This window comes from Serratia sp. EWG9, assembly GCF_019913725.1.
GTDB lineage: Bacteria > Pseudomonadota > Gammaproteobacteria > Enterobacterales > Enterobacteriaceae > Serratia > Serratia ureilytica.
Genome location: NZ_JADNRO010000007.1, coordinates 206288 through 228737 on the forward strand (window position 1 = coordinate 206288; position 22450 = coordinate 228737).

Here is a 22450-nt window from a genome sequence, read left to right on the forward strand (position 1 = left end):
CATCATCCCTGACGCTTTCGGAGCCGCCATGCACCCACGTTTACAACAGGACCTCGCACAGTTTCCGCAGATCCTCGATCACACCCGCCAACTGGCGGAAGATTTCCTGGCTGGGCTGCAGCAACGCTCGGTCTGCCCACCGCTCGAGCATCAGCAGCTGCAACCGGGCGACGATCGGCTCGACGAAAACGGCGAAGGCGCCCTGGCGGCGCTGGAGCGTTTTTGGCAACGTTATCAGGCCGGCATTTCCGCCAGCGCCGGCCCGCGTTATTTCGGCTTCGTCACCGGCGGCGGCACCCCGGCGGCGGTCGCAGCGGACTGGCTGGTTAGCGTGACAGACCAAAATAGCCTGCTCAGCCATGATACCATCGCAGCCACAATCGAGCTGGCGGCCGTGACGCAATTGAAATCCCTGCTGGGCCTGCCGGAAACGTTCAGCGGCAGCCTGGTCAGCGGCGCGACCATGGCCAATTTCACCGGGCTGGCCATTGGTCGGCAGTGGCTGGGGCAACAGCGCGGCGTGGATATCGCCCAACAAGGCCTGGCGGCGCTGGGCCCGATCCGGGTTCTGGGAGCCAATCCGCATTCCAGCAGCGTGAAGGCGCTCAGCATGCTCGGTATCGGCCGCGAGGCGTTGACGATCGTCGCCAGCCTGCCGGAGTCTGAAGCCATGGATATGGCGGCGCTGGAGCGGCAGCTCGCCGCCGGCGCTGGCCAGCCAACGTTGGTACTGGCCAGCGCCGGCACGGTCAATACCGTCGCTTTCGACGATCTGCCGCAACTGCTGGCGCTGCGAGAGCGTTATCCATTTTGGCTGCATGTCGATGCGGCATTCGGCGGCGTGGCGGCCTGCTCGCCGCTCTACGCCCCAAGGCTCGAGGGCTGGCAGCATGCCGATTCCATCACCGTCGATGCGCACAAATGGCTGAACGTGCCTTATGACAGCGCGATCCAATTTACCCGCCATCTGGATCTGCAGATGCAGGTATTTCAGAACCATTCGGCCTACCTGGAAGCACCGACGCTGCGGCCAGACAACTATCTGCATCTGACGCCGGAAAATTCGCGCCGCTTCCGCGCCCTGCCGCTTTGGCTGACGCTGAAAGCCTATGGCCGCAGCGGCATACGAGATATCGTCGAGCGCAATGTCGAACTGGCGCAGGCGCTGGGAGCGGCGTTAGCGGCCGAGGACGGTTTCCATCTGTTGGCGCCCGTGAATATGAACGTGGTGTGCTTTGCCCTCAGTCATCCACAGGGCGACAGCGAAGCGGCGCGCGATCGCTTTCTCGAACGCCTTAGCCGGCATGGGGTGGCGCGTTGCACCCCTACGCGTTATAACGGCCAGCCGGGGATCCGCGCCGCGCTGGTCAACTGGATGACGGAGGAACAGGACATTCGCCTGACGCTGGACTCGCTGCGCCATTGCCTGGCGGAGACGGCCTAAACGCCTGGCGCGTCACCCGGGCTGGAAGGCCTGCAAACGCCGTTCTTGCCGCCCGTCGTCGCCGATGTTATCCGGCGACAGCCAGGCGGCAAACGCCGAGCGCAGCGCCGGCCATTCTCCATCGATGATCGACAGCCAGTCGGTGTCGCGCGTGCGTCCTTTGACGACGACCGCCTGACGGAACGTGCCCTCATAGCGAAAGCCAAAACGCTCGGCGGCCTGACGCGAAGGCAGATTGAGGCTATCGCATTTCCATTCGCAGCGCCGGTAACCCAGATCGTCAAACAAATGGCGCAGCATCAGGAAAATGGCCTCGCTGCCGAGCGCACTGCGCTTCATCAGCGGGGACCAGTTGATGGTGCCCAGTTCAGCCGCACCGTTGGCGGGATCGATGCGCAAAAAAGCGCAGGTTCCTACCGCGCGCCCGTTCGCCTGATCGATCACCACCATCGTGCGCCTGTCGGCGCTGGACGCCAGGGCCTGCAGGTAATGCTGAAAATCCTCGCGCGTCTGCGGCCGCGCCCAAAACAGATAGGTCCAGTCGCGGTCGTCCTCGGCGGTTTGATAAGCCTGATAAAGCTCGTCGCCCCAGCGTTCGAGGTTCAGCGGTTCCAGGCGGCAAAACCGCCCTGACAGTAACGCTTGCCCGGGCATGCCTGCCGGCTGCCAATGAGGGAGGGCATCGCCTATCGGCTGCCCATATTGATTTTGTCTCACCGCGACATCCTGTTTTTGAAAGGTGCAAGAGCAAATTAAAACCGGCGCGGGTCAGAAACAACTCCGACCTGCCGCCGCCCCTGCCGACCGGCTGGCAAGACGATAGTTTAGAAAAATCACTCAATCACCGATAAACATTCACACAAATGATTTCATATGAAATAAATATCCACATAACCTATTGTAAAATGGTGATTTATGGCAACAATTAAGCTACACATTCCAGCAATAATGTTAACTTTTGTTTGTTGTTATGATAAAAACAGAAGCGCTTATCATTAGCGAAAGGTGCCAAGACAATCATAACGCAATGATTTTTATGATTAAAAACAGAAGAGCCTAGAAGCGAGTGCTTTTTGAGCACTTAAAAAGCACGCTAAAAGACTTCAAAAAAAAGACACATGAATTTTTTTTAAGACTTTTCCTAGCAAACTAAAATTTTGTTTCGTGACATGATGAACAGATTATCAGCAGACAATGCCGGCAGGCGCGGGCGCCAAGCGCGAATCAGGCCCATCATGCCGACGCCGGGCGAGTAGCGGATCGCTCTGACTTAAGCCAAACTTATAGATTCATGCGATTAATAAGTTTAGTATGAAAATATCATTGAGTGCCGTCGTGTTTATTGATAGAACACTCGCTACACTGAATTATTGTTCCATTTTGCCTTTCGGCTTTTTAGGCTTTTTCTCATATTACCGCAGTAAAACGGATTTAAGTGGGGGTGCGATATGCCAACGATTATCATGGATTCATGTAGCTATACCAGATTGGGGTTAACCGACTATCTGACTTCGCATGGCGTGAAGAAGCGCCATATTAATGCCATCGAGGACATTGACAGCCTGCATGAAAAATGCAGTAAGTTGAATCCTAGCCTGGTGTTTATTAACGAGGACTGCTTCATCCATGAAGCAAACGCCACGGAGCGAATAAAACGGGTGATTTCACTGCACCCGGATACGTTATTCTTCATCTTCATGGCTATTACCAATGTACATTTCGACGATTATTTATATGTTCGCAAGAACGTCATCATATCGTCAAAATCCATCAAACCAGAGACTATGAATCAGCTACTTAGTCATTATCTCGAGAAAAAATCCCTACGGGTGGAGAAATCCTCTCTGGATCAAACGCCGGTGACGCTGAGCCAAACTGAATCGAACATGTTACGCATGTGGATGTCAGGGCAAGGCACCATCCAGATATCAGACCAGATGCAAATAAAGGCCAAAACGGTCTCTTCCCACAAGGGAAACATCAAGCGGAAAATAAAAACGCACAACAAGCAGATCATTTACCACGTTGTCCGTTTGACCGACACATTGACTAGTGGAATATTCGTCAATAGCCGCTGAACCGTAGAGAACGCCCCCACTTTGTTTACCCATCGTTAATTTCCGGTGATAACGTAATCCGGTTCTCAAACGCTGGGATAACCAAAAGAATACCTGCTGCGTTATCCCCCGCTAGCGCAACGGGTATTTTTATGTCGTCGATAAAAAAATTCTTACCGCATTGAAATAATCTCAAAATAGACAGTTTCGTTAGCAAATTAATGAGATTATTCGAAGTTACTGCCCGGGCGCGCCGCAAGGCTCCACAAAAGTGCCGTCACGGCTGTCGATTTCATTAAAAAACCACACGCCCGCCGGGTAGTCCTCAAGAGACACCAGATACATGGTACCTTCGTTGAAGACCTCTACGGCCAGAATGACGCCTTCGCGCCGTGGGCCGCCATCTGTTTTTACCGTCACTCGATCGTTAACCTGCATACCCTTCCCCATTCTTTGCGATTGGCATCAGTGTATTACAAAACCCCAGGTGAAGGACACCGCCCCAGCCCTGCCGGTCTCTGCTATCAGCGTAGCAGCCGCCTGGATTTTCACTTTCTTAACGGTTTGACCGCAGAATCTTAAGCCGGCCTCGCGTAACCTGTCTTCAGGCGTTTCCCCCCCAGAGAAGCGCTTGCAAATGAAGAAGTAACAAGGAACTTTTGCCCGCAGACTTGCGGGCTTTTTTTTATGCGCCGTCAAATTGCAGGCATAAAAAACCCGCCTCGGCGGGTTTTATTCAATCAGCGGTAGACGCCAATTAGATAGCGGTAACGTTAGCCGCAGATGGACCTTTCGCACCGTTCTCGATAGAGAACTGTACGTTCTGGCCTTCAGCCAGGGTCTTGAAGCCTTGATCCTGGATAGCAGAGAAGTGTACGAATACGTCTTTGCTGCCGTCTGCTGGGGTGATGAAACCAAAACCTTTAGCTTCGTTGAACCACTTCACTTGACCTTTGATCATGTTGGACATGTCTAATTTCCTTCAATAATAATGTTAGCCGCCATGGGCGAGATAGCCGGTCATCAGTTACTTATGGAGGCACTGGAAAGGAAATTCGTCAGAGAAGGGCTATCCGGGATAACGCTTTAAATTTGAACTACTTTACTCAAAATGTCGTGCATAAATAGGTCTGTACCACAGGCCGACATCATTAACTCACGAGCGAGCGGCAATAGCAACCTTTTTCGCCGTGCAGGGGCGTTAATCTCGGCTAAACGCACAGGATTTGACCCCGTCTGCCTACGGGATCGCCAGCTGAATCCCCATTACGCCGCAGGCAAATGATAGTAATTCTCGTTTTACTGTTTTATAGTTGCCCGGCGTAATCATCCAGGGAGACTCACCATGCCGAGATGGCTCACATTACCGGCCGCCAGCGCCGCCGCCCTGCTGGCCTTTGCCGCTTACAGCGCCCCGCTTGGCGCGCTGGAGCTGAATTATCAAGCCCCCGATCCCAGCGTCGCCCCCGCGCCCAAGCCGCCGACGTCGCCTGGGCCCGCGCCCAAGGCCGAGAAACCGCCGATCACCTGGGCAGAGGCGCGAGATAAAAACGGTTTTCGCGTCGACATCGAGTGCGATCATCCGGGCTGCAGCAAGCCGCGCACCAAACCTTATCCCGCGTATGACGGCCCGGTGAAGAAAACCGATCGCCGCCGCCAATCCGATCCTTATTCCACCAACCAGGATCCCGATTACAACATTCAGTTAGGCTATGAGTGGTAATGACGCTTTCGGAGAATACCTATACCTCCCGCAATCACGGCCGCTTAGAATGGCGTCAGTTCACCACTCCTCCTGGTGTTGAACATGACAAGCTGTGTTGCAAATCTTTATGCGCCTCCCTATAGGCGCTTTTTTTTGCCCTTCTCGCATCTCGCCTTTCCGATTACAGATTGGTCTCATTGCCCTGCAAAGTGATGAATGTCACAAATACGCCTCCTTGCCATTCTTATTCGGAGGTGATGTTCATGGCCACAGGATCTCTTGCCCTCCTGGCCGTCTTGGCCGGCATTGCGGGCTATGCGCTCTATAAACACTTCAAATCTCAGAAGAAAAGCGCATTCGTTCGCCCGCACGATCGGTAACCGACAACGCATTTTCACCGCAAAGGCGCGGCACGCCGCACGCCGCGCCTGCGGTTACCGTCATCCTTTCATCACAAAACTGTCACAATATGGCCATATGATGATTAGCGATTATCCGTTCTGGCTTAACACCAAGGATTTCGCCCATGACCATAATTAAAGCTGCAAACCACCAGGAAGCAGAAAAGCTCATCCGCGCCGGCACAGCCAAGAAAATCGAACTGGCTTACGACATCGGCAGCGACGATTTCTTCCAGCTTGCCAGCCTGTGGTGCGATAAAGGCGCCAAGATCTCCAAAGGAAAAGAACACTTTATCGTTTCATTGAAAGGGTTCCGCATCCCCCCTAACGATTGATGCCCAGCCGCCCATCGCGGCGGCGTCTCCTCCTCTTCCTCGCAAAACCGCTCTATTCGACCACGCGTACCTCATTCGATTTCGCTAAGCTAACAGCAGACTTTATTGTGGACGCGCCACCTGATAACCGCGTCCGCCACGATGAGGAGAGTAACCATGTCAACGAATGCACCGCTGCCCGACACGATGAAAGCGATTGAGATCAGCCAACCCGGCGCCCCCGAGGTTCTGGTCGTCGCCGAACGTCCGGTGCCGGTTCCGCAAGCGGGCCAACTTCTGGTGAAAATCGCCGCCGCCGGCGTTAACCGCCCCGACGTGCTGCAACGTCAGGGGAACTATGCGCCACCGCCCGGCGCCTCGGATATTCCCGGCCTCGAAATTGCCGGCGAAGTGGTGGCCATCGGTGAAGGCGTGACCCGCTTCGCGATCGGCGATCGGGTTTGCGCCCTCATCGCCGGCGGTGGCTACGCGCAATACTGCGCTGTGCATGAAAGTAATGCGCTGCCGGTTCCGGCGGGCCTGAGCCTGACCGAGGCCGCCGCGCTGCCGGAAACCTTCTTTACCGTCTGGGTCAACGTGTTCCAGCGCGGTCACCTCAAAGCCGGCGAGACCGTGTTGATCCACGGCGGCACCTCGGGTATCGGCACGGTCGCCACCATGCTGGCGAAAGCCTTCTGCGCCCAGGTGATCACCACCGTCGGTTCAGAAGAGAAGCGTCAGGCGAGCCTGGCGCTGGGCGCCGACGTGGCGATTAATTACCGCAACGAAGACTTTGTCGCCCGCACCAAAGACGCCACTAACGGCAAAGGCGCCGACGTGATCGTCGATCTGATCGCCGGCGACTATGTGGCCAAGAACTATCAGGCCGCAGCGATGGAAGGCCGTATCGTGCAAATCGGCACGCAAAACGGCGTGGTAAAAGAGCTCAACCTGATGCCGCTGCTCTTGAAACGCTTGACCCATACCGGTTCGACGCTGCGTTCGCGCAGCGTCGCGGACAAAGCGCAGATTGCCGCCGAGCTGCACGAGAAAGTTTGGCCGCTGCTGGAGCGCGGCGTGCTGAAACCGCAAATCTTTAAAACCTTCCCGCTTGAAGAGGCGGCCGCTGCGCATGCGCTGATGGAATCCAGCGAGCACATCGGCAAAATCATGCTGACGTTCTGAGACCTTTCCCCGCAGCGGGGCTGCGGGGACATTTATGCCGCATTCAGGGAATGATGCGGCGACGACGGAATGCATCGAACAGCGAGAAAAACATGGCTTCGGTTTCGACAAACTGATGGAAACCGAAACGCCGCGCCTTGCTGCCGTCCGCGAACATGTCGTAGTCCCAGGAAAAGACGAAATCGGCGAAACGCCAGCCGGCCACCGCCCGGTAATCGGGCTCGGTCAAGGAGTGCCGTTGCGCCAGCTCACGCCACAGCGGCGCTTTGTCCGCCATCATGTTTTCCAGCGTCATCGGCAACGGCGGCGCACATTCCAGCCCGAAGTACGCGGCGATTTTCGGCCACATTTCGCTCCAGCGAAACAGATCGCCGTTGTTGATGTTAAACGCCTGATTGGCTGCCGCAGGTTCGGTCGCCGCCCAGAGCGTGGCGCGCGCCAGCAGTCCGGCGTCGGTCATTTCCAACAGGCTGTGGTAAGCGCCCGGCTTCCCGGGAAAGCGCAGCGGCAGCCCGAGCGCTTTACTGATCGAGGCGTAAACCGCGATGCTTAACGCCAGATTCATCGGGTTGCCGAGCGAGAAGCCCCCCACGACGCTCGGGCGAATGGCGCTCCAACGCCAGCGCTTGCCTGTTTGGCGCTGCTCCAGATACTGCTGCTGCGCCACGTTAAACTCCGGCGGCATATGCCCGGCATCGCTTTCACGCGCCGGCGTTTTAAACGGCCCCAAATGCGCGCCATAAACTTTATAGCCCTGCATCAGGCTGATATGTTCCAACGCCGGCGCAATCGGCTCCAGCCCTTCGACAACGTGTTGCAACATTTGCAGGTTCGGCGCCACCAGCCCCGCCCAATCCGGAGCATCCTGATAGGCGGCATAGAAAACGTGGCTAATCGCGCTCAGCGGCCGCAGCGCGTCCCGCGTCGCCGCCGCATCCAGCAGGTCAACCTGCAGGTGGCGCACTCCAGGCGCCGGTTCGCCGCCCCGGCGCGAGACGCCCACCACTTGCCAACCTTGGTCAATCAGCTCCTCAATCAATCGGCGCCCAATCACGCCATTGGCGCCGATCACCAGCGCCTGTCGCTTTGCGTTCATTTTGTCACCCCTCGGATTATCGATACCCTGAGTGTTATTGATTAGCGATGCTTGCGGTAGAGGAGGGTTTCCACTAACACTAATAAGAAATATCTATAGGCAAAATCGACATGGATAAGCTGAACGCAATGAAAACCTTTATGCGGGTGGCGGAGCTGGGCAGCCTGTCTGCCGCCGCGCGCGATCTGCGTTTGACGCAGCCGGCGGTCAGTCAGCAAATCGCCGGTCTGGAACAGCAGTTGGGGGCGCAGCTGCTGTTTCGCAGCACGCGTGCGGTCACCCTGACGGAGGCCGGCAATGATTACTATCAGCGCCTCAAACCGATTATGGCGGCGGTCGACGAAGCGGAAGAGGCGTTGCACGGCCAGCACCACCAGCTGCAGGGCAATTTGCGCCTGCATGCGCCGACCGGATTCGGACAACGGCATATCACCCCTTTGGCCATCGCGTTCCAAAAACGTCATCCGGATCTCACCATCGAGCTGCTGCTGGACGATCGCCGCGCCGACGTCATCGGCGAAGGCATCGACGTGGCGCTGCGCTTCGGCGAATTGCATGCGCCCGGCATGGTGGCGAAACGGTTGGGTGAGCTGCAACGCCTGCTGGTCGCGTCGCCGGCCTATCTGGCCAGGCATGGCGCCCCTCGTTCGCCGGCGGATCTGGTGAAACATGCGCACATTCGCTACAGCGGCCTAAACGATGGCGATACGCTCACCCTGCTCGGCCCCCACGGCGCCGAGATGGTCGCGCTGCGGCCCACGTTTCGCGCCAACAATACCTTATCGCTGCTGGCGGCCATCGAGGCCGGGGCCGGCATCGGTGGCGCTCAGCGGCCGCTGATCGGCGAACAGCTGGCGACGGGCGCGCTGGTTCCCGTCTTGCCGGAATACCGCTACCCGCCCATGGCGCTGCATGCGGTCTATCCCGCTTTACGTTTTATTCCGCAGAAAGTGCGCGCCTGGGTGGCGCATTTGCAACAGGCGTTGACGGCGATCGAGGGAATTAGCGGAGTGAATGCCCCCGGCCAGACGCCGGGAGCATAATCATTATTTGAACAGTTTGCCGACCATGTCGCCCAGTTCATTGCTGTCTTGCTGCACTTCACCGTTTGGCGAAGCGGCATCCGCTACCGTCGGCAAGAACTGTGCAATGGTGCTGGACGCCTGGGCCGGATCGACGCCCAGCTTTTCAGCCAGTTGATTGATCGCATCGCTGCCCAACGCCTGCTGCACATGATCGCCGGTAATCGGCTGGTTTTCGCCGTTACCGAGCCAGGAACCGACGATATCGCCGAACTGCCCCTGGCGGAACTTGTCCAAAATGCTGCAGGGCGCCTTGTTGCTCGACCCACTGCATAATGGCGATGTAGTCGATGCCTTTGCCGTTGGCGCCGCCGCCCAGAATGTTACCCAATACGCTATCGAACAGACCCATGATATTCCCCTTTCAGCCGCTGCGGCCCGCGCCGCACAGCCGGATTGATTTCACGAAAAAGGGCCGCCGCGGCGACCCTGTTGAGCAACGGCTGCTTAGCCTTTGATCTTCCTGTAGACAAAAAGCACCACCAGGGCACCGATGACCGCCACCACGAAGCTGCCCAGGTTAAAACCGTCAACGCGTCCCATACCGAAGAAGGTGCTGATATAGCCGCCGACGACGGCGCCCACGATCCCCAGTATAACGGTAACAATAAAGCCGCCGCCGTCTTTGCCCGGCATAATCCATTTAGCCAGGATACCGGCGATTAAACCAAAAATGATCCAGGAAATGATGCCCATTTTTACTCTCCCTATTGCCTTTTGCCTAACAGAAATCCTATTACCAGGCCCACGACGGCGCCGGCGCCTACCCCTGCCCAAGGGTTATCCTTGATGCAGGCACATGATTGCTCGAGCGCTGCCTTTACGCCGCTGCGCACTTCGCAGGCGGTGGTTTTAACGTAGTCGCTCGGTTGCTCAACACCGCTTAGATCGTCATTTTCATATGACATGTCAAATCCTTACAGACCCGCCCTCTGAGAACTTCGTCACCTGTTTCACGTCCGGCGCCGCCCGTTCCGCGATCTTGCTCTGGACACTCTGCCCACAGCCGTTCAAGACGGGGCGTACGGCGACAAACGCACAACATCACACTATGACTATAGTAAAAAATCAGCGGTTTACCCATTTCCGTCCGTCTGAATTTCACCGCGTCAAAAGCGATCGCATTTCATCCCATTGTCATCTGGACAGGCTAAACTTTAAACACATCCTCCTGGAGGAAACGCCGATGTTCAATGCCCCTTTTGTCCTGATTCTCGCGCTGCTGTATGCGCTGGCTGCCGTTTGGGACGGTTCCGCCGCGTTGCTGTTTCTCTAAGGTTACATAGCGGTTGTCACTTTTGCGATGCGCTGAATTGTGTCCTTATTTTTCAATGTCGCCAGCCGGTTGAAATAGCGGTGAATATCCGCCCTTCCCTCGGTAAAAATCTCATTTCGTTCCGTTTCCCGTCTGCGCTTAAATAAAGCGTAAAAAAAAGCATGAATGGAAAACCCGGTCTCACAAAAAATGCTCTATCATTTCGCACATAACAATTTGGGTTAAGGTCCCATTGCGAAATTAAAGGAAGAACAGAAAAAATGATTTCAAACCAACGCTTTGAGCGCGAATTCTTGCGCCCTCGTTATTGGTTGCTGTGGATAGGGCTGGGAATACTCTATCTATTGGTGTTATTGCCCTACCCGCTCATTTATCGGCTTGGACACGGCCTTGGCAGAATCGCCATGCCCCTGATGAAACGCCGGGTAAAAATAGCGCGCCGTAATTTAGAACTCTGTTTCCCTGAGATGCCCGCCGCCGAACGAGAGGCGCTGATTGTCAAAAATTTTGAGTCCGTCGGAATGGGCCTGTTCGAAGTCGGCATGGCCTGGTTCTGGCCTGACTGGCGCATCGCCCGTTGGTTTAAGGTGAGCGGCATGGAAAACATGCAGTTGGCGCGTCAGGACGGGAAAGGCGTGCTGCTGATCGGCCTGCATTTCCTCACTCTGGAGCTGGGCGCGCGCATCTTCGGCATGCAAAACCCCGGCATCGGCGTACACCGCCCACACAATAACAAGCTGATGGAATGGGTGCAGACCTGGGGCCGGCTGCGCTCGAATAAATTCATGATCGATCGTAAAGATATCAAAGGCATGATCCGCAACCTGAAGCAGGGTGAAATCCTGTGGTACGCGCCGGACCACGATTACGGCCCGCAAAGCAGCGTGTTCGCGCCGTTCTTCGCCGTGGAAAACGCCGCCACGACGACCGGCACCTATATCCTGGCGCGTATGGGGCGGCCGTCGATCGTGCCATTCGTGCCGCGCCGTCTACCGAATGCCCGCGGCTACGAGCTGATCGTGCAGCCGCCGCTGACGGACTTCCCGCTGGACGATGAAACGCGCGCGGCGGCCATGATGAACCGCGTGGTGGAAGAACAGGTGCTGCTGGCGCCCGATCAATACATGTGGTTGCACCGCCGCTTTAAAACCCGCCCACCCGGCGAACCTTCGCTGTATTAACCGCCTTCGCGCCTTCGCCCGCCCTGCCGGCGGCGAAGGCGCTCACCTAGCACGAGCATTCTACGTCAGGGGGACTACACTAATAAGTCACCGACGGCAATTATTGCCGCCAGCAATCATTTCTTCCCGCCCGAGGGCCGGTCGTTGCCTGTCGGACCACAACCGAGGTCAATGTCATGCTGGTACAACCCTATTTGTTCTTCAGCGGTAACTGTGAGCAAGCGATTAACTTCTATGTACAGCAGTTGAATGCCAAAATTGAAATGGTCATGCGTTTTAAAGACATGCCCGAAGAAGCCCGCCAAGGCGGGCCGCAGGATGTCAATCCTGAAGCGATCATGCATGCGCGTCTGCTGATTGGCGACGGCGTGCTGATGGCCTCCGACGGCTGTCCGCAGGATGACAGCGGCGGCGCTTCCCACAAAGGCTTCTCGCTGTCGCTGAACCCCAGCGACGCGGAACAAGGACGCAAACTGTTCGATAATCTGGCGCAGGGCGGCCAGGTGACGATGCCTTATCAAGCCACCTTCTGGGCCAAAGGCTTCGGCATGCTGACCGACAAATTCGGCGTCAACTGGATGATCAACGTCGAATAACCCCGCATGGCGCCGCTAGCTGTAGCGGTGCCAGTCATACGCCGCTTTGGCGAACAGCACGAACAACACCGTCAACAGCGCCAGCCCCAACCGCCAATAAGGCGACCGTCGCCGCCGCCAGGCGAAGAACATCATCACCGCCAGCGCCCCCAGTGTGAGGGGGTAATACACCGCCAGCGTCAGTAAAGCGATAATGATGTAATCCGACATGGCTCTTTTACTCCTTCGCGTTCACACCGCCGCAAATGCGGGGTGCGAGGCGCCTTTCTCCCTATCGCCACGTTAAGGGCTAGAGGTCTGGCGCATTTATGCATAAAATATAAGATTGCTCTTAACTCAAATTGAATAGTAATCAAACAACAAGGGTGACATGACTCAGCAGCAACCCATACAGGATGCCGCGGCGCCGCGCAGCGTTAAAAGCTCCCCATTATTATTTCAGGCCGGCGTGTTTGTCATCATCGTTGCCGCCACGCTGATCCTCTTTAACAGCTGGCAAATCTGGAACGCGCACCAGCGGGATCTGCGCAGCGCCGAGCATGAATCCGCCAACCTCGCCCGTTCGCTGGCGCAGCATGCCGACGATACCTTCATGCAGGTAGACGGCAATCTGCTCGATCTGACCGAACGTCTCCAGAACGACGGGCTGGGGCCCTCGCAATTGACCCGGCTGCAACGGGTGATGCAAACCCAGGTCGGCAACCTGCCGCAGCTGCACGGGATGTTTATCTACGATGCGAGCGGCCGCTGGCTGGCGACCTCCTCGGGCAAATTCATCAAGAACGCCAACAACGCCGATCGCGATTACTTCAAATATCACCAAAACCGCGATGGCGGCGGTTTGTATATCGGCGAGGTGATCCGCAGCCGCACCACCGGCGATCTAATCATCCCCGTTTCGCGGCGCTTCAACAACCCGGACGGCAGCTTTGGCGGCGTGGTGCTGGCGACGCTGTACGTCGATTATTTTCGCCAGTTTTACGACAGTTTCGCCCTCAACACCGACGCCTCGCTAAATCTGCTGCTGGCGGACGGCACCATCCTCTACCGCCGCCCTTACTCGGCGGCCTCGATCGGTAAAAATATCGCCAAGGGCGTGTTGTTCAGCGAAATATTGCCGCATTCGGAATTCGGCAACGCCACCATCACCTCGCTGTACGACAAAGTGGAGCGCATCTACGGCTATTCGCGGGTCAACCGCTTTCCGCTGGTGATCGCCGCCGGGCTGTCGAAACGCGACGCGCTGGCGGACTGGCGCACCGACGCCGGCCTGTTCGCCGCCGGCGGCCTCTCTCTGCTGATGATCCTGCTGGCGATGGGCGCGGTGCTGCTGCGGCAAATCAAGCACAGCATGCAAACCGAAGCCGAGCTGATGCGCACCCGCGATCAGCTGACCAGCATCAACCAGATGCTGGAAGAACTGGCGCTGCTGGACAGCCTGACCGGCCTGGCCAACCGCCGCCAGTTTGACATTGCGCTGAAGAACGAGCTGGCGCGCGCCTCGCGCAACTACCGCAGCGTGGCGCTGCTGATGCTGGATATCGACTACTTCAAGCAGTACAACGACAGCTACGGCCACGTCGCCGGCGACCAGTGCCTGCAGCAGATCGGCCAGACGCTGAAAGGGTTGGCGTGCCGCAGCAACGATATTCTGGCGCGCTACGGCGGTGAAGAGATGGGGATTATCCTGCCGGATACCGACGTGCAGGGCGCGCTGATTTTCGCCGAACGCGTCATCCAGGCGGTGCGCGATCTGAAGATCCCGCATCAGGGTAACCCGCACGGCATCGTCACCATCAGCATCGGCATCTGCGCCAAAGTGCCGCATATGTATAACGATACGCCGATCAGCTTTATCAATGAGGCGGACAGCGCGCTGTATCAGGCCAAGAAAAAAGGCAAAAACTGCATTTACGGCGCTTAATCACTCATCGGGCCACCAAAATTGGGCGGCCCGATTTATTCCCACGACAAAAATGAAATAATTTCCTGCCGAAACATTATTTCCCCAATTTGCCCCGCTCTCGGAATGAAATAACGCCAATAAATAAGCAGCATATTTATTTCCATTACAATTCAATAAGATAAAAAATGCGCTATTCAGCGAACAATTCGTGCCATTTTTGATTATTCGTGCCCACGCCGAACCTCGTTTAGCCTCCGTTTACTTTTCATTGGCATTGCCGGTGATACCCTTAGCAGGACTATTCTATATATCAGGAAGCCATCGCACGCTTCGGCGCACTGCGCCCTGCTGATACATCCATAATAGAACCCATAAATTTCACGTTGCATTTGGGCGACCGACGCAAAGACTTTTGGCGTCGCTCCAGCCAGCCACGGCGCAAGCCAGTGCAGCCAACCACGCGGCAACCTGAAAGGCGGGAATAAAGCGATATAGATTTGCGAGGAGATCTCATGCCTACTGGCGATATTATGCGTGAACAGGCCGTCCTGACGCTGCCGTTGCGACAATGGGCGGCAGCGGAAGCATCCAGCGCGGTCAGCGAACTGGAACAGGGCAAGGTGCTGTTTCTGCCCGAACTGGCCTTCACCCTGTCTGAGCAGGAAATGCCGCTGCTGGATCCGGCGCTGGTCGATCCGAAGCGCAAAAACATCAGCTATCAACCGCTGTCCGGCAAGCTGACCGGCGTCGCCGTCGCGGAGCGCCGGCAGCAGGTTCAGCAACTGCTGGAACGTTATTACCAATCTTGCCGCCAGCTGATCGCCGGGCTGTTGCCCGAGTATCGGGAGGCGCTGCACCATCCGACCGGCAGCCTGCGTTTGCATCCGGTTTCGGCCTGGCGCGCAAGCAGCTCCTGGCGCAAAGACGACAGCCGGCTGCACGTCGATGCTTTCCCGTCGCGCCCGAACTACGGTGAACGTATTCTGCGCATTTTCACCAACATCAATCCGCACGGTGAACATCGCCAATGGCGCGTCGGCGAACCGTTCCCTGAGCTGGCGCAACGCTTCATGCCGCATCTGGCGCGCTACTCCGCCTTCAGCAGCTGGCTGCAGCACCGGGTACGCATCACCAAAACCCGCCGCAGCCATTATGACCACCTGATGCTGCAGTTGCATGACGCCATGAAGGCCGATGGCGATTATCAACAACAGGGGCCGCAGCTGGCGCTGGCGTTTCCGCCGGGCAGCAGCTGGATTTGCTTCTCGGATCAAACGCCGCACGCCGCGATGGGCGGCCAGTTTATGCTGGAACAGACCTTCTTGCTGCCGGTGAACAAGATGCAGGATCCGCAGCGCTCGCCGCTGAAAGTGCTGGAACAGCTGCGCGGTCAGCCGCTGATCTGAATAGATTGCCGCCGCCGGCAGCTCCGGCGGCGGCAAGCGCGCATCACGCCTCGAAGTCCCCCTGTTGGCGCGCCACCAACGTCAGGATGCTGTACAGCGCCACCGGCTGCTGTTCCTGATTCAATACTTGCACATCCCACACCACCACGCCGTGCGGCCGATCTTCGGCGGTTTTCTGCGGCTTGCGGATCTTCTTCTTGCAGGTCAACCGCACCTGAATGGTGTCGCCGATCTTCACCGGTTCGATAAAGCGCAGATTCTCCATGCCGTAGTTGGCGATCACCGGCCCGACGGCGGCATCGACAAACAGCCCGGCCGCGGCGGACACCACAAAGTAACCGTGCGCCACCCGCTCGCCGAACAGCGAATCGGCGGCGCCGATCTTGTCCATGTGCGCGTAGAAATGATCGCCGCTCAGGCAGGCGAAGTTGACGATATCCGCTTCGGTCACGGTACGGCGCGCGGTCAACAGGCTGTCGCCCAGCTGCAGCTGCTCGAAGTATTTCCGGAACGGATGTACCGGGTGCTCGGCGACCGGCGCGCCGCGCACCCATTCGCCGCCGATGGCCGCCAGCATTGCCGGGCTGCCCTGGATCGCCGTGCGCTGCATATAGTGCTTCACCGCACGCAATCCGCCCAGCTCTTCACCGCCGCCGGCGCGCCCCGGGCCGCCATGCACCAGCATCGGCAGCGGCGAACCGTGGCCGGTGGACTCCGCCGCCGCCTGTTCATCCAAAATCAACATGCGGCCGTGGGCGCACGCCGTCGCGCGAATGAAGCGCTTGGCCAATGCCGGATCGGCGGTCACCAGCGAGCCCGCCAGGCTGCCCTGCCCCAGCAACGCCAACGCGATCGCCTGCTCGGTATCCGCATACGGCATCAGCGTCGCCACCGGGCCGAAGGCCTCAGTGCCGTGCACCGCCTGATGGGTGAACGGATCGGCGCAATACAGCAAGGTCGGCGGATAAAACGCCCCGCCGCGCGCGCCGTCGCCCAGGATTTCCAGCTTATCCAGCGCCGCGCCGCACAGCGGCTCGCAGCCGTTGCGCAGCAGGAACTCCACCTTGCTTTGCACATCATCACGCTGCTCGTGGCTGACCAACGCCCCCATGCGCACCTGCTCCAGCTGCGGGTCGCCCACCGTCACCCCAGCCAGGCGCTGCAACAAGGCCTGACGCACCGCAACCACCTGCGCCGCCGGCACGATGATGCGGCGGATCGCCGTGCATTTCTGCCCCGCCTTGGCGGTCATTTCACGGCACACCTCTTTGATAAACAGCGCAAACTCCGGCATCTCCGGCGTTACGTCTTCCGCCAGCACGCAGCAGTTGAGCGAATCCGCCTCCATGGTGAAGGCGATCGATTTCTCCAACAGCCGCGGGTGCGCGCGCAGCCGCTGCCCGGTCTGCGCCGAACCGGTGAACGTCACCGCATCCTGATAATCCAGGTGCGCAAACATGTCGCCGACGCCACCGCATACCAACTGCAGCGCCCCTTCCGGCACCAGCCCGCTGTCGACGATCAGCCTGACCATCGCCTGCGTCAGCTGCGCGGTGGCGGTGGCCGGCTTGATGATGGCCGGCATGCCCGCCAGCCAGGTCGGCGCCAGTTTTTCCAGCATGCCCCAGCAAGGGAAGTTGAAGGCGTTGATATGCAGCGCCACGCCCGGGCGCGAGGTCAATACGTGGCGAGCGGCGAACTGCGCCTGTTTCGACAACGGGATCAGCTCATCCTCCGGCCACAGGGTATCATCCGGCAGATCGCGGCCGGCCATGCCGGCATAGGCGAACAGCGTGGCGATGCCGCCTTCGATATCGACCCAGCCGTCGCTGCGCGTCGCCCCGGTTTGATAGGAAATCTGATACAGCGCCTCTTTGTGCGCCAGCAGGTGTTTCGCCACCGCTTTCAGCATCTGGGCGCGCTGCTGGAACGTCATTTGCGCCAGCGCCGGCCCCCCGTGGCGGCGGGCATAGCTCAGGCTCGCCGCTAACGGCAGGCCGTCGGAGCAGACCTGGTACAGCGCCTCGCCGGTCACGGCGTGGCGGATCTCGCGGCTCTCTCCCTGCCCATACACCCAGGCGCCAGAAAGATAACTGTGTAACTGCTGCATGTGCCCTCCAAAATTCATAAATTTTCACCCTACAGCTTAATTACGTATCACATAAATGCCAGTTTACGCCAAACTCAATTTTAACAAAAAGAGAACAAGAAGCGCGTTCAAGCCGCTTTCCCTGTCGTTAACACAGAGTTGTTGACTTTATTTATCAAGTAAAATCAACAGTATAATCAATTCACTTGTGAGTGCGCTCGCAAAACCACATGAATCTCGTTTGATCTTTTTGTTATCAGTTTGTAGCCTTATGGTTAGTTAAAGTGATTCACATTTTTATATTCAATGTGAAAAATACGAATCACCAAGAGGCAAGCATGACAACTGAAGCACAGTATCAGCAGCATTTCGACGCCAAGATCGCGGCGGATATCGCTATCGAAGCCAAAGACTGGATGCCGGACGCTTACCGTCAGAACCTGATTCGGCAGATTGGCCAACACGCCCATTCGGAAGTCATCGGCATGCTGCCGGAAGCCAACTGGTTGACGCGCGCCCCCACGCTGCGCCGCAAAGCGGTGCTGCTGGCCAAAGTGCAGGATGAGGCCGGCCACGGCCTGTACCTCTACAGCGCCGCCGAAACCCTCGGCTGTTCGCGCCAGGACATCTACCAAAAGATGCTCGACGGCAAAATGAAGTACTCCTCGATCTTCAATTACCCCACGCTCAACTGGGCGGATATCGGCGTGATCGGCTGGCTGGTCGACGGCGCCGCCATCGTCAACCAGGTGGCGCTGTGCCGCGCGTCCTTCGGCCCCTACGCGCGGGCGATGGTGAAAATCTGCAAAGAGGAAAGCTTCCACCAGCGCCAGGGCTACGAGGCGGTGATGGCGATGGCCCACGGCAGCGATGCGCAGCGCGCGATGTTGCAGGACGCCATCGATCGCTTCTGGTGGCCGGTGCTGATGATGTTCGGCCCGAGCGACGCCGACTCCCCTCACAGCGCCCAGAGCATGGCCTGGAAAATCAAACGCCACAGCAACGATGAACTGCGGCAAAAGTTCGTCGACAACACCGTGCCGCAACTTGAGGCGCTGGGCATGACGGCGCCGGACCCGAGTCTTACCTGGGACGAGGCCGCCGGCCACTATCGCTTCGGCGAGATCGACTGGAGCGAACTGCATGAAGTGATCAAAGGACGCGGCCAATGCAACCACGAACGCCTGCAGGCCAAACGCCGCGCCTGGGAAGACGGCGCCTGGGTACGCGACGGCGCCATGGCCCACGCCGCGAAAAACGCCGCTTCCGCCGCATAGCCAACATAAGGAACCGAGATCATGAGCCACGTTGAATGGCCGCTGTATGAAGTGTTTATCCGCAGCAAACAAGGGTTGGCGCATCGCCACGTCGGCAGCCTGCACGCCGCAGACGACCAAATGGCGCTGGAAAACGCCCGCGACGCCTACACGCGCCGCAACGAAGGCTGCTCGATCTGGGTGGTGCAATCGCGCCATCTGATCGCCTCGCAGCCGGAAGATCGCGGCGCGTTCTTCGATCCGTCCGAAGACAAGATCTACCGTCATCCGACGTTTTACACCATCCCTGACGGCATCAAGAACATGTAGAGGCGACCATGACGGTTAACGATCCGCGCATCAGCTATTTGCTCCGCCAGGGCGACACGCCTTTGATCCTCGCCCAGCGCCTGTGCGCCTGGTGCGGCCACGCGCCCGAGCTGGAGATCGATCTGGCGTTGGCCAACATCGGTCTCGATCTGCTCGGCCAGGCGCGCCACTTCCTGGGCTACGCCGCCGAACTGGCCGGCCCGCCCTGCAGCGAAGACAGCCTGGCCTTCGGCCGTGACGAGCGCCAGTTCCATAACCTGCTGCTGGCGGAACAGCCGAACGGCGGTTTCAACGACACGTTGGTGCGCCAATTCCTGCTCGACGCCTACCACGTGCAGCTGCACCAGGCGCTAAGCCGCAGCCGCGATGCGCAGATCGCCGCCATCGCCGCCAAATCGTTGAAGGAAGCCGATTACCACCTGCGTTTCAGCCGCGGCTGGATGATCCGCCTCGGTGACGGCAACGATATCAGCCACCGCAAGATCCAACAGTCGCTGGATAACCTGTGGCGTTTCACCGCCGAACTGTTCCATGCCGACGCGCTGGAGCTGACGTTGGCAGAACAAGGCATCGCCGTCGATCCGCGCGAGCTGCAGGCCCCCTGGCAGGCGCTGGTGGCGGAGACGCTGCGCCAGGCGACCTTGACGCTGCCTGCCGAGCAGGCGTTCCGTCACGGCGGCAAGCAAGGTCAGCACAGCGAACACCTCGGCCCGCTGCTGGCGGAGATGCAGTTCCTGCAGCGCGCCTATCCAAACAGTCAGTGGTAGGAGGCCGCGATGAACGTCACTCGTTTGCAACCCGCCGAAATCCCGCAGATTTGGCACTGCCTGCAGCAGATCAGCGATCCCGAACTGCCGGTGCTGTCGATCACCGATTTGGGCATGGTGCGCGACGTGGTGCGCGACGACAGCGGCTGGCGCGTGACCTTCACCCCAACCTATTCCGGCTGCCCGGCCACCGAATTTTTGCTCAACGCCATCGAGCAGCGGCTGACGGCCGCCGGATTCAGCCCGGTGCGGGTGGACATTCGCCTCAGCCCGGCCTGGACCACCGACTGGATGAACGCCGACGCCCGCGAGCGGCTGCGGCAATACGGCGTAGCGCCCCCGCAGGGCCACACCTGCGATCGGCCGCACGCCCACGGCCCGGTCGCCTGCCCGCGCTGCGGCAGCACCCACAGCGAGAAGATCAGCGAGTTCGGCTCCACCGCCTGTAAAGCGCTGTACCGCTGCTGCGACTGCCGGGAACCGTTCGACTACTTCAAATGCATATAGGAGCGCTGACACCATGACGGTCTTTCATCGCCTGAACGTCGCCGCCATCGAGCGCGAAACGCCGGACGCCGTAGCCATCACCCTGCGGGTGCCCGAAGAGCTGCAAAACCAATACCGCTACACCCCCGGCCAGCACCTGACGCTCAAAGCGCGGGTCAACGGCGAAGAGCTGCGGCGTTGCTATTCCATCTGCAGTTCACCGCAGGAAGGCCTGCTGCAGATCGGCGTAAAAGCGATTGATCAGGGCCGTTTCTCCGGCTTCGTCAACCGTATGCTGAAAGTCGGCGATGCGCTGGAAGTGATGGTGCCGCAGGGGCGCTTCGGCTATCAGCCGCAGGCGGAACGCCGCGGCAATTACCTGGCGATCGCCGCCGGCTCCGGCATCACGCCGATGCTGTCGATCATCAAAGCGACGCTGCAGCTCGAACCGGGCAGCAGTTTTACCCTGATCTACGGCAACCGCAACAGCCGTTCGATGATGTTCAAAGAAGCGCTGTCGGATCTGAAAAACCGCTACCCGCAGCGTTTTCAGCCGCTGTACCTGTTCAGCCAGGAGAGCCTCGACAGCCCGCTGCTCAGCGGCCGCATCGATCGTGAACGCCTGACGGCGATCGGCGGCGCGCTGCTGGATTTCCGCGACTATGACCACGCCTTCATCTGCGGGCCGGAATCGATGATGGACGACGCGCAGACCGTGCTGGAACAGGCCGGCGTCCCGGCCAACCACATCCACAGCGAACGTTTCAACACCAGCGGCCTGGTCGCCCGACCGCGCCACAGCGGCGATCGCAACGCCGCCAGGGTGACAATCCTGCTCGACGGCCGCCGGTTGGATATCGAGCTCGGCGAACAGGACGACAGCATTCTCGACGCTGCGCTGCGCCAGGGCGCCGACCTGCCCTACGCCTGCAAAGGCGGCGTATGCGCCACCTGCAAATGCCGTCTGAAGGCCGGCCAGGTGGAGATGGGCGTCAACTACAGCCTGGAGCCGGATCAGTTGGCGGCGGGCTATGTATTGAGCTGCCAGTCGTGGCCGAAAGGCGACGGCGTGGTATTGGACTTCGACGTCTAGGAGCCGCGATGGATACCCCCTTTATTTTGCGCCAGCAGCAGCACCGCGTGGTCACGCTGACGCTGCACCGCCCGGAGGCGCGCAATGCCCTGAGCACCCCTTGCCTGGAACAGCTGGTGTTTCTGCTGGAGCAGGCCGATGCCGACAGCGGCGTGGGCGCCGTGGTGATCGCCGGCGCGGCGCGTTTCTTCGCCGCCGGGGCCGATCTGCACGAGCTGCAACGGCAGGATCTGCCGGCCGCGCTGGCGGATCGCCGTCCGCAGCTGTGGCAGCGGCTGTCGCAGTTCAGCAAGCCGCTGCTGGCGGCGGTGAACGGCTATGCCCTGGGCGCCGGCTGCGAGTTGGCGCTGGCCTGCGACATCGTTATCGGCGGCGAAAGCGCCCGCTTCGGCCTGCCGGAGATCACCCTCGGCCTGATGCCGGGGGCCGGAGGCACCCAGCGCCTGATCCGCTGCGTCGGCAAGTCGCGCGCCAGCCAGATGGTGCTGACCGGCGAAGCCATCGACGCCCGCACCGCGCTGCAGGCTGGCCTTATCAGCGAAGTGTGCGTCGATGCCCTGACGCTGGAGCGCACGCAGCAGATTGCCGATCGCATCAGCCGTCAGGCGCCGCTGGCGCTGCGCGCCGCCAAGCAGGCGCTGAAACAGGCCGAGGAAACCGGCCTTAGCCAAGGGCTGGCGATGGAGCGTCAGCAGTTCGTCACCCTGGCCGCCACCGACGATCGCCGCGAAGGCATCGCCGCCTTTTCGAAAACGTACGCCAAACTATCAGGGACGCTGA

At 59.0% G+C, this 22450-nt stretch carries 23 protein-coding genes and 2 pseudogenes; 16 read left to right on the forward strand and 9 right to left on the reverse strand.

What is annotated here, in order from left to right; all coding sequences use genetic code 11:
* Window positions 1-28: 28 nt before the first annotated feature.
* Window positions 29-1444, forward strand: a complete 1416-nt coding sequence (locus tag ITX55_RS17045) for a pyridoxal-dependent decarboxylase (RefSeq protein ID WP_033650973.1) — start codon at window positions 29-31, stop codon at window positions 1442-1444.
* A 12-nt stretch (window positions 1445-1456) separates the two neighbouring features.
* On the opposite strand, the gene ITX55_RS17050 is transcribed toward ITX55_RS17045, so the two are convergent.
* The gene (locus ITX55_RS17050; protein WP_033643593.1) at window positions 1457-2098 is read right to left on the reverse strand and encodes a GNAT family N-acetyltransferase; all 642 of its coding nucleotides are present in this window, start codon (window positions 2096-2098) and stop codon (window positions 1457-1459) included.
* A gap of 794 nt (window positions 2099-2892) precedes the next feature.
* Here ITX55_RS17050 and rcsA point away from each other — a divergent pair.
* A complete protein-coding gene (gene rcsA, locus ITX55_RS17055; RefSeq protein ID WP_019453510.1) occupies window positions 2893-3522 on the forward strand; it encodes a transcriptional regulator RcsA in 630 nt (209 codons plus the stop codon).
* 216 nt (window positions 3523-3738) lie between these two features.
* Here the strand turns inward: rcsA and dsrB are convergent, their stop codons facing one another.
* Together dsrB and cspE are read right to left on the reverse strand one after the other, a co-directional pair.
* Window positions 3739-3939, reverse strand: coding sequence for a protein DsrB (dsrB, locus tag ITX55_RS17060; RefSeq protein ID WP_033643594.1), 201 nt, complete (start codon window positions 3937-3939; stop codon window positions 3739-3741).
* A 319-nt stretch (window positions 3940-4258) separates the two neighbouring features.
* Window positions 4259-4471, reverse strand: a complete 213-nt coding sequence (gene cspE, locus ITX55_RS17065; RefSeq protein ID WP_004935122.1) for a transcription antiterminator/RNA stability regulator CspE — start codon at window positions 4469-4471, stop codon at window positions 4259-4261.
* 375 nt (window positions 4472-4846) lie between these two features.
* Here cspE and ITX55_RS17070 point away from each other — a divergent pair, with 375 nt between their 5' ends.
* The 3 genes from ITX55_RS17070 (at window position 4847) to ITX55_RS17080 (ending at window position 7106) form a co-directional block, all read left to right on the forward strand.
* Window positions 4847-5224 (forward strand): hypothetical protein, encoded by a 378-nt coding sequence (locus ITX55_RS17070; RefSeq protein WP_033643595.1) that lies wholly within the window; start codon window positions 4847-4849, stop codon window positions 5222-5224.
* 508 nt (window positions 5225-5732) lie between these two features.
* Window positions 5733-5942, forward strand: coding sequence for a hypothetical protein (locus tag ITX55_RS17075; RefSeq protein ID WP_004935132.1), 210 nt, complete (start codon window positions 5733-5735; stop codon window positions 5940-5942).
* A 156-nt stretch (window positions 5943-6098) separates the two neighbouring features.
* Window positions 6099-7106 (forward strand): NAD(P)H-quinone oxidoreductase, encoded by a 1008-nt coding sequence (locus ITX55_RS17080; protein ID WP_033643596.1) that lies wholly within the window; start codon window positions 6099-6101, stop codon window positions 7104-7106.
* Between the two features lie 43 nt (window positions 7107-7149).
* Here ITX55_RS17080 and ITX55_RS17085 read toward each other — a convergent pair whose 3' ends face one another.
* Complete coding sequence (locus tag ITX55_RS17085; RefSeq protein ID WP_033650816.1) at window positions 7150-8202, reverse strand: SDR family oxidoreductase; 1053 nt, start codon at window positions 8200-8202, stop codon at window positions 7150-7152.
* Window positions 8203-8312: 110 nt separating this feature from the next.
* On the opposite strand from ITX55_RS17085, the gene ITX55_RS17090 reads away from it, so the two are divergent.
* The gene (locus ITX55_RS17090; protein WP_033650815.1) at window positions 8313-9245 is read left to right on the forward strand and encodes a LysR family transcriptional regulator; all 933 of its coding nucleotides are present in this window, start codon (window positions 8313-8315) and stop codon (window positions 9243-9245) included.
* Between the two features lie 3 nt (window positions 9246-9248).
* On the opposite strand, the pseudogene ITX55_RS17095 reads toward ITX55_RS17090, so the two are convergent.
* The 3 genes and pseudogenes from ITX55_RS17095 to ITX55_RS17105 form a co-directional block, all read right to left on the reverse strand.
* Window positions 9249-9636, reverse strand: a pseudogene (locus ITX55_RS17095) (YidB family protein).
* Between the two features lie 95 nt (window positions 9637-9731).
* A complete protein-coding gene (locus ITX55_RS17100; RefSeq protein ID WP_004935146.1) occupies window positions 9732-9980 on the reverse strand; it encodes a GlsB/YeaQ/YmgE family stress response membrane protein in 249 nt (82 codons plus the stop codon).
* 11 nt (window positions 9981-9991) lie between these two features.
* Window positions 9992-10192 carry a DUF883 family protein gene (locus ITX55_RS17105; RefSeq protein ID WP_033643599.1) on the reverse strand — a complete coding sequence of 67 codons (201 nt, stop codon included), beginning with the start codon at window positions 10190-10192 and terminating at the stop codon, window positions 9992-9994.
* 628 nt (window positions 10193-10820) lie between these two features.
* On the opposite strand from ITX55_RS17105, the gene ITX55_RS17110 reads away from it, so the two are divergent.
* Window positions 10821-11741: a Kdo(2)-lipid IV(A) acyltransferase gene (locus ITX55_RS17110; RefSeq protein WP_033650814.1), complete on the forward strand. Its 921-nt coding sequence runs from the start codon at window positions 10821-10823 to the stop codon at window positions 11739-11741.
* Window positions 11742-11917: 176 nt separating this feature from the next.
* On the forward strand, window positions 11918-12337 hold the full coding sequence (gene yjdN / locus ITX55_RS17115) for a VOC family metalloprotein YjdN (RefSeq protein WP_046687369.1): 420 nt from the start codon (window positions 11918-11920) through the stop codon (window positions 12335-12337).
* A gap of 15 nt (window positions 12338-12352) precedes the next feature.
* On the opposite strand, the gene ITX55_RS17120 is transcribed toward yjdN, so the two are convergent.
* A complete protein-coding gene (locus ITX55_RS17120; RefSeq protein ID WP_089191962.1) occupies window positions 12353-12547 on the reverse strand; it encodes a hypothetical protein in 195 nt (64 codons plus the stop codon).
* Window positions 12548-12707: 160 nt separating this feature from the next.
* Between ITX55_RS17120 and ITX55_RS17125 the strand changes: the two genes are divergently transcribed.
* Both ITX55_RS17125 and ITX55_RS17130 read left to right on the forward strand, forming a co-directional pair.
* Window positions 12708-14261 (forward strand): sensor domain-containing diguanylate cyclase, encoded by a 1554-nt coding sequence (locus ITX55_RS17125; protein WP_060660554.1) that lies wholly within the window; start codon window positions 12708-12710, stop codon window positions 14259-14261.
* A 494-nt stretch (window positions 14262-14755) separates the two neighbouring features.
* The gene (locus ITX55_RS17130) at window positions 14756-15649 is read left to right on the forward strand and encodes a Kdo hydroxylase family protein (protein ID WP_042784919.1); all 894 of its coding nucleotides are present in this window, start codon (window positions 14756-14758) and stop codon (window positions 15647-15649) included.
* Window positions 15650-15692: 43 nt separating this feature from the next.
* On the opposite strand, the gene paaZ is transcribed toward ITX55_RS17130, so the two are convergent.
* Window positions 15693-17759 (reverse strand): phenylacetic acid degradation bifunctional protein PaaZ, encoded by a 2067-nt coding sequence (gene paaZ / locus ITX55_RS17135; protein WP_197755868.1) that lies wholly within the window; start codon window positions 17757-17759, stop codon window positions 15693-15695.
* 317 nt (window positions 17760-18076) lie between these two features.
* Between paaZ and paaA the strand changes: the two genes are divergently transcribed.
* From paaA to paaF, 6 genes and pseudogenes are all read left to right on the forward strand, one after another.
* Window positions 18077-19015, forward strand: a complete 939-nt coding sequence (gene paaA / locus ITX55_RS17140; RefSeq protein WP_042784922.1) for a 1,2-phenylacetyl-CoA epoxidase subunit PaaA — start codon at window positions 18077-18079, stop codon at window positions 19013-19015.
* A 21-nt stretch (window positions 19016-19036) separates the two neighbouring features.
* Window positions 19037-19324 carry a 1,2-phenylacetyl-CoA epoxidase subunit PaaB gene (gene paaB / locus ITX55_RS17145; RefSeq protein WP_004935173.1) on the forward strand — a complete coding sequence of 96 codons (288 nt, stop codon included), beginning with the start codon at window positions 19037-19039 and terminating at the stop codon, window positions 19322-19324.
* Window positions 19325-19332: 8 nt separating this feature from the next.
* Window positions 19333-20091 (forward strand): 1,2-phenylacetyl-CoA epoxidase subunit PaaC, encoded by a 759-nt coding sequence (gene paaC, locus ITX55_RS17150; RefSeq protein ID WP_033650808.1) that lies wholly within the window; start codon window positions 19333-19335, stop codon window positions 20089-20091.
* A 9-nt stretch (window positions 20092-20100) separates the two neighbouring features.
* Window positions 20101-20598, forward strand: a complete 498-nt coding sequence (paaD, locus tag ITX55_RS17155) for a 1,2-phenylacetyl-CoA epoxidase subunit PaaD (protein WP_042784925.1) — start codon at window positions 20101-20103, stop codon at window positions 20596-20598.
* A gap of 13 nt (window positions 20599-20611) precedes the next feature.
* A complete protein-coding gene (gene paaE, locus ITX55_RS17160) occupies window positions 20612-21670 on the forward strand; it encodes a 1,2-phenylacetyl-CoA epoxidase subunit PaaE (RefSeq protein WP_033643610.1) in 1059 nt (352 codons plus the stop codon).
* A gap of 8 nt (window positions 21671-21678) precedes the next feature.
* Window positions 21679-22450 (forward strand): annotated as a pseudogene (gene paaF / locus ITX55_RS17165) (2,3-dehydroadipyl-CoA hydratase PaaF).

Excerpts from the sequence above, each read along its gene's own strand:
- ITX55_RS17045 (WP_033650973.1), top strand. The coding sequence starts at position 29 with ATGCACCCACGTTTACAACAGGACCTCGCACAGTTTCCGCAGATCCTC.
- ITX55_RS17050 (WP_033643593.1), bottom strand. The coding sequence starts at position 2,098 with ATGCCCGGGCAAGCGTTACTGTCAGGGCGGTTTTGCCGCCTGGAACCG.
- rcsA (WP_019453510.1), top strand. The coding sequence starts at position 2,893 with ATGCCAACGATTATCATGGATTCATGTAGCTATACCAGATTGGGGTTA.
- dsrB (WP_033643594.1), bottom strand. The coding sequence starts at position 3,939 with ATGCAGGTTAACGATCGAGTGACGGTAAAAACAGATGGCGGCCCACGG.
- cspE (WP_004935122.1), bottom strand. The coding sequence starts at position 4,471 with ATGTCCAACATGATCAAAGGTCAAGTGAAGTGGTTCAACGAAGCTAAA.
- ITX55_RS17070 (WP_033643595.1), top strand. The coding sequence starts at position 4,847 with ATGCCGAGATGGCTCACATTACCGGCCGCCAGCGCCGCCGCCCTGCTG.
- ITX55_RS17075 (WP_004935132.1), top strand. The coding sequence starts at position 5,733 with ATGACCATAATTAAAGCTGCAAACCACCAGGAAGCAGAAAAGCTCATC.
- ITX55_RS17080 (WP_033643596.1), top strand. The coding sequence starts at position 6,099 with ATGTCAACGAATGCACCGCTGCCCGACACGATGAAAGCGATTGAGATC.
- ITX55_RS17085 (WP_033650816.1), bottom strand. The coding sequence starts at position 8,202 with ATGAACGCAAAGCGACAGGCGCTGGTGATCGGCGCCAATGGCGTGATT.
- ITX55_RS17090 (WP_033650815.1), top strand. The coding sequence starts at position 8,313 with ATGGATAAGCTGAACGCAATGAAAACCTTTATGCGGGTGGCGGAGCTG.
- ITX55_RS17100 (WP_004935146.1), bottom strand. The coding sequence starts at position 9,980 with ATGGGCATCATTTCCTGGATCATTTTTGGTTTAATCGCCGGTATCCTG.
- ITX55_RS17105 (WP_033643599.1), bottom strand. The coding sequence starts at position 10,192 with ATGTCATATGAAAATGACGATCTAAGCGGTGTTGAGCAACCGAGCGAC.
- ITX55_RS17110 (WP_033650814.1), top strand. The coding sequence starts at position 10,821 with ATGATTTCAAACCAACGCTTTGAGCGCGAATTCTTGCGCCCTCGTTAT.
- yjdN (WP_046687369.1), top strand. The coding sequence starts at position 11,918 with ATGCTGGTACAACCCTATTTGTTCTTCAGCGGTAACTGTGAGCAAGCG.
- ITX55_RS17120 (WP_089191962.1), bottom strand. The coding sequence starts at position 12,547 with ATGTCGGATTACATCATTATCGCTTTACTGACGCTGGCGGTGTATTAC.
- ITX55_RS17125 (WP_060660554.1), top strand. The coding sequence starts at position 12,708 with ATGACTCAGCAGCAACCCATACAGGATGCCGCGGCGCCGCGCAGCGTT.
- ITX55_RS17130 (WP_042784919.1), top strand. The coding sequence starts at position 14,756 with ATGCCTACTGGCGATATTATGCGTGAACAGGCCGTCCTGACGCTGCCG.
- paaZ (WP_197755868.1), bottom strand. The coding sequence starts at position 17,759 with ATGCAGCAGTTACACAGTTATCTTTCTGGCGCCTGGGTGTATGGGCAG.
- paaA (WP_042784922.1), top strand. The coding sequence starts at position 18,077 with ATGACAACTGAAGCACAGTATCAGCAGCATTTCGACGCCAAGATCGCG.
- paaB (WP_004935173.1), top strand. The coding sequence starts at position 19,037 with ATGAGCCACGTTGAATGGCCGCTGTATGAAGTGTTTATCCGCAGCAAA.
- paaC (WP_033650808.1), top strand. The coding sequence starts at position 19,333 with ATGACGGTTAACGATCCGCGCATCAGCTATTTGCTCCGCCAGGGCGAC.
- paaD (WP_042784925.1), top strand. The coding sequence starts at position 20,101 with ATGAACGTCACTCGTTTGCAACCCGCCGAAATCCCGCAGATTTGGCAC.
- paaE (WP_033643610.1), top strand. The coding sequence starts at position 20,612 with ATGACGGTCTTTCATCGCCTGAACGTCGCCGCCATCGAGCGCGAAACG.